The sequence below is a fragment of the Streptococcus sp. A12 genome (assembly GCF_905372335.1).
GTDB lineage: Bacteria > Bacillota > Bacilli > Lactobacillales > Streptococcaceae > Streptococcus.
Genome location: NZ_CAJPOU010000084.1, coordinates 1 through 4,749, shown reverse-complemented (window position 1 = coordinate 4,749; position 4,749 = coordinate 1). Strand labels below are relative to the sequence as shown.

Here is a 4,749-nt window from a genome sequence, read left to right as displayed (position 1 = left end):
CAAGCCCTAGATTCAAAGGGCTCTAGAAAAGGGCACCCGGACCTAGATTGCTTTTACATTTCTAGGCGACCGTTAAAAATGTCCACTGGACATTCCTCGCTTTCGAATTTCTGGGCTCGGGTTAAAAAGATCCGCAGGATCTTCCTCGCTTTTGAATTTCTGGGCTCGGGTTAAAAAGATCCGCAGGATCTTTTTAATCCTCTATAAAGTCACGTAATGGTTTGCTTCTGCTTGGGTGGCGGAGTTTGCGGAGGGCTTTGGCTTCGATCTGACGGATCCGTTCACGGGTTACATTGAAGACTTTCCCCACATCTTCCAAGGTCCGCATTTTTCCATCATCCAAACCAAAACGTAAACGAAGCACGTTTTCTTCCCGGTCGGTAAGGGTATCGAGTACTTCATCCAATTGTTCGCGGAGAACCACACGAGTGGTGTAGTCTACTGGATTTTCAATCACTTCGTCTTCGATGAAATCTCCTAAATGGCTATCGTCTTCTTCCCCGATTGGCGTTTCCAAAGAAACAGGCTCTTGGGCAATTTTCAAGATTTCACGCACCTTGTCTGGCGTCATATCCATGCGTTCAGCGATTTGTTCTGGTGTTGGATCTTGTCCCAATTCTTGCAAAAGATTACGTTGTTCACGAACCAACTTGTTAATAGTTTCCACCATGTGGACAGGGATCCGAATGGTACGGGCTTGGTCTGCAATGGCACGCGTGATAGCCTGACGAATCCACCAAGTCGCATAAGTAGAGAACTTGAATCCTTTGGTATAGTCAAACTTATCAACGGCCTTCATCAAGCCCATATTTCCTTCTTGGATCAAATCCAAGAATTGCATCCCACGACCAACATAGCGCTTCGCAATAGAAACAACCAAACGAAGGTTGGCTTCTGCCAGACGTTGCTTGGCTTCCAAATCACCTTGTTCCACCAAGATAGCCAATTCTTGTTCTTCCTCATTGGTCAAAAGAGGAACGACCCCAATTTCTTTCAAGTACATCCGTACTGGGTCATTGACCTTGGCAGAGTTGCTTCCAAGTAATTCTTCATCCGTCAACTCTGGTTCTTCCTCTTCATTGTTCAAGACACGCGCACTTGGATTTCCTTCCTTATCTGTGATGGAAATTCCAGCATCTTGAATCCGTTGCAACAAATCATCAATTCCATCGGCATCCAAGGTGAAAGGAATGACCAATTGATCATTGATTTCATCATCTGTTGCAGTACCACTTTTCTTATGACTACGAATAAACTCTGCAATTTGGACATCTAAAGTTGTGATATCTTTTTGTTCTTTCGCCATTCCTACTCCATTCTTCTTTTTTGAGCGATTAAGCGCTCGAGTTCCAATAAAGCCTGATCCGCATCTCCACTGTGAGAGGCTTCTCGGACTTTCTTTCCTATTTGTTGACTTTCTTTACGGAGAAGCTCCCGATTTCTCGTTTCTTCCACTTCTTCCAACTCATTCTCCGCTATTTCATCCGGTAAATTTTCTTCTAGCATCAGATACCAGGCCCGTTGCACTTCCTCTGTCTGCTCTGACAAATCCTGCGATGTCACTTCTCCATTTTGACAAAGAAGTTGGTACAAGGTTTGCAAGGGAGGGGTATCAAATGAAAAATCTGTCCGAAGACGATATTCATTCAAAACATAAGGAAAAGCGTTCATCCGATGAAGGAGATGATTCTCAGCCCGAACCAGGCGAGGCAGTTGCTTTTGGACAACAGTTGGACTAGCAACTGGAGCCTGTGTCTGAATTTGACCTTGCTCCTGACGCTGGCTACGCATCTGAAGGCGACTAGCATTAACCGTCTGTTCAACCTGCAAATAATCAAAGTCGACCAAAAGATCGGCTAATTTATAAATATAGGTATTCTGTGCCGTTACAGATGGCGTCTGAGCAATTAAGGGAGCCATTTTTTCGACAAATTCAATCTGCGCCTGCAAATTTTCAATATTGTCTGGCTTCCAATAATCCATGAGAAACTCTACGCGACTGAGACGTGTTTTTTCCAATAAGTCCGCCAAAGCCTGAGGAGAATTCTTATTGAGATACTCGTCTGGGTCCATCTGATCAGGAATCTGGACGACCTCTACCTCCTGTTTTTCCAGGATCTCCAAAGCCTTTGCTGTCGCTAGCCTTCCCGCCTTATCCCCATCATAGGCCAAGATAACCTTTTTGGTAAATTTGCTCAGATGGGCCACATGTTCCAGAGTGAGGGCTGTCCCCATGGAAGCAACAGCATTCTCAATCCCAGCTCGGTAGGCTGCAATGACATCCATGAATCCTTCCATCAGATAAAGCTCATGCTTTTTCTTAGCGACCTGCTTGGCCTTGTCCAAATGGTAGAGCTCATAACTCTTGTTAAAAAGGAGCGTACTGCGACTGTTCTTGTATTTCCCCTGAGGCTTTGCTCCCTCAGTTGGGTCACGCCAGATTCGACCAGAAAAGGCAATGACTCGCCCAGTATCATCCGACAAGGGAAACATGATGCGATCTTGAAACGCATCATACATGGTCCCCCTATCACTAATATGAAATAAACCTGAGTCGGCCAGAATATTTTCTGAAAACTTCCCTGAAACACTCTGAAGCAGATAATTTCCTTCTGCTGGTGCAAGCCCTATTTGAAAATGCCGAAGAACCTCATCATCAAGCCCTCGATCATACAAGTATTGTCGAGCCTCTTCACCCATCTTTGTCGTCATCAGGATGGCATGATAGAACTTGGCAGCCTCTTGATGGATCTCATAGAAGGGCTGTTTCCCATCTGCTTGTTGAAGCCAAGACTGACTTGGAGGAAGAGTCTGGACACGAATGCCCACCTGATCTCCGACAATTTGAACAGCTTCCATGAAGGAGACACCACGATAGTCTTCGATAAACTTAAAAACATCGCCTGAACGGCCACAACCAAAACAATGATAGAATTGTTTATCCTCGACCACATTGAAAGAAGGCGTCTTTTCACCATGAAAAGGGCAGAGACCTAAAAAGTTTCGTCCTGCCTTTGTCAATTGAACGACTTCTCCGATTACATCTACAATATTCACACTGTTTTTAATTTCTGAAATCAGTTGTTTGTCAACCATAAACAGTGCCTCCATTTTACCATAGAATATCATTAACTATTTTAAACTAATTTTTGTCAATTGTAAATCATCCGCATTGATTTTCACCTGATTTTTCCGCATTTTTCCTGAGTTTTGAAAGCCTCCATTTTTCTTAAATCAACTTTTTAAAAAAATTTGAGCATATTTATTGAATACGAAAAAAATTTCAGTTATACTATGCTCTGTAAAAATTTATTATGAAAGGACATATTTAGGATATGTTGAAAGAATTGAAAAATTTCCTCCTTCGTGGAAACGTTGTTGACCTTGCTGTTGCAGTTATCATCGGAGCTGCATTTGGAGCTATCGTTACATCATTTGTAAACGACATCATCACTCCACTTATTTTGAACCCAGCTTTGAAAGCTGCTGGTGTTGAAAAAATCGCTGAATTGACATGGAACGGTGTTGCTTACGGTAGCTTCTTGAGCGCTGTTATCAACTTCCTTGTTATCGGTACTGTTCTTTTCTTCGTAGTGAAAGCTGCTGAGAAAGCTCAAAACCTTGGTAAAAAAGAAGAAGCTGTTGAAGAAGAAGTTGCTGCTCCTACTCAAGAAGAGTTGCTTGCTGAAATCCGCGACTTGCTTGCTAACAAATAATCAGATAAAAAGATCCGATCTTCTAGCTAGAAGGTCGGCTTTTTTTGTCTTCAATTTTTCTAGAGAAACAAAAAACAGACCGAAGTCTGTTCTTGTATTCAATTAGAATTTTTTACGTTTACGAGCTGCTTCTGATTTACGTTTACGTTTTACAGAAGGTTTTTCATAGAATTCACGTTTGCGTGTTTCTTGAAGAGTACCAGCTTTAGTAACCGCGCGTTTGAAACGACGAAGAGCATCGTCAAGAGATTCATTCTTACGTACTACTGTTTTTGACATGTTTTTCACTCCCTTCAAGTTCAAGATCTACTCTATTCTACACGGAATTCTAAAGATTGTCAAGAAAAAGTTAAAGGAATTCATCCCTTGTTACGATCGAAACCTTTGTTTAATCTGTTTGAGGATTCATTCTTTTCTGAAATCCTTTCATCTATAACGCTCATAAAGCTTTGAGACTACTTGTTCGAATGCTTCTAATACCTCCTAATAATTCGTTGGGAGATTGCTAATTCTACTTAGATCATTTGAATCAAAATGATAAACCAGATGACGCAAAATTTGATTTTCAATCCAACGCAAATCCCTTAGTTGCTCGATACTGACTGATTCCATCTTTTCTAGATAGTTACAAAAATCAACGAGTGCGTCCACACGAAAATCCTTCTCCTCATGCAAATAATATAAAAAACTAAAATGATCAGCTCTTCTATTATCTTCCATAAGATTCTTTTCTTTCATTCCTACTCCTTTTATAAAAACGATTTACTCTGCAAAAGATAAAAACACTTTCCGTAGTGTCTACGAAAAGTGTTCTTGTCTTACTTATAAAGGTAGCTAAAGAGAGCAATGGCAACGATAGCAGCCAAGATTGGTGCTACAACTGGTACCCAAGCGTACCACCATTTTGAATCTCCCTTGTGTTCTCCTAGGACAGATTTTGGAAGGAAGGCGTGAAGCAAACGTGGACCAAGGTCACGGGCAGGGTTCAAACCAGGTCCTGTAGGACCACCAAGTGATGTCACCAAAGCCATAA

The 4,749-nt window shown here is 41.8% G+C and carries 6 protein-coding genes; 1 reads left to right on the top strand and 5 read right to left on the bottom strand.

The features are described from left to right. Nucleotides 1-193: 193 nt before the first annotated feature. Both rpoD and dnaG read right to left on the bottom strand, forming a co-directional pair. A complete protein-coding gene (gene rpoD / locus QZ158_RS07830; RefSeq protein ID WP_048689399.1) occupies nucleotides 194-1,306 on the bottom strand; it encodes an RNA polymerase sigma factor RpoD in 1,113 nt (370 codons plus the stop codon). Nucleotides 1,307-1,308: 2 nt separating this feature from the next. Beyond that, nucleotides 1,309-3,096, bottom strand: coding sequence for a DNA primase (gene dnaG, locus QZ158_RS07825; protein ID WP_293887375.1), 1,788 nt, complete (start codon nucleotides 3,094-3,096; stop codon nucleotides 1,309-1,311). 239 nt (nucleotides 3,097-3,335) lie between these two features. Here dnaG and mscL point away from each other — a divergent pair, with 239 nt between their 5' ends. Further along, nucleotides 3,336-3,716, top strand: coding sequence for a large conductance mechanosensitive channel protein MscL (gene mscL, locus QZ158_RS07820; RefSeq protein WP_293887373.1), 381 nt, complete (start codon nucleotides 3,336-3,338; stop codon nucleotides 3,714-3,716). 102 nt (nucleotides 3,717-3,818) lie between these two features. Here mscL and rpsU read toward each other — a convergent pair whose 3' ends face one another. The 3 genes from rpsU to QZ158_RS07805 form a co-directional block, all read right to left on the bottom strand. Continuing rightward, entirely contained in the window at nucleotides 3,819-3,995 is a 177-nt protein-coding gene (rpsU, locus tag QZ158_RS07815; RefSeq protein ID WP_000048054.1) for a 30S ribosomal protein S21, read from the bottom strand. 204 nt (nucleotides 3,996-4,199) lie between these two features. After that, complete coding sequence (locus tag QZ158_RS07810) at nucleotides 4,200-4,454, bottom strand: hypothetical protein (RefSeq protein WP_293887371.1); 255 nt, start codon at nucleotides 4,452-4,454, stop codon at nucleotides 4,200-4,202. An 80-nt stretch (nucleotides 4,455-4,534) separates the two neighbouring features. Then, nucleotides 4,535-4,749, bottom strand: a 215-nt coding sequence (locus QZ158_RS07805; protein WP_293887369.1) for an aquaporin, incomplete at its 5' end; no start/stop codon positions are given.